Genomic DNA, 344 nt, shown 5'->3' with positions numbered 1-344 from the left:
GGTTACACACCAAGTCAAGCTAGTGTAACGGGTGATGCTGCTGAAGGAAAAGACGATGTTCATACCGTTGTCTACACTGCCAATGAAGAACAAGCTCACGTTGAATACATTGACCAAGATAATGGCAATAAAGTTCTAGTAACTGATAACTTAAACGGGAAGTTCGGTAGTCAATCTGATTACAACACTACGGATCGAATTGCTAGTTACGAAGCTCAAGGCTACGAGTTGGTATCCGACGGATACCCAAGTGGTTACAAATTTGGCGACAATAATCCCACCTTCCAAGTTGTCTTAAAGCACAAGACCAAAGAAGTTACGCCAGATAACCCCGGACAACCAGG

General features: G+C 43.6%; 1 protein-coding gene. It reads left to right on the top strand.

Annotated elements, in window-relative coordinates:
• Window positions 1–344 (top strand): mucin-binding protein (locus tag AC6UDB_RS06995; RefSeq protein ID WP_500709542.1); only part of this gene is annotated, 344 nt, incomplete at both ends.

This window comes from Fructilactobacillus sp. X3R2C1 (assembly GCF_059901235.1).
Note: the sequence above shows the minus strand (reverse complement) of the source record. Positions and strands in the feature narration are given on the sequence as shown.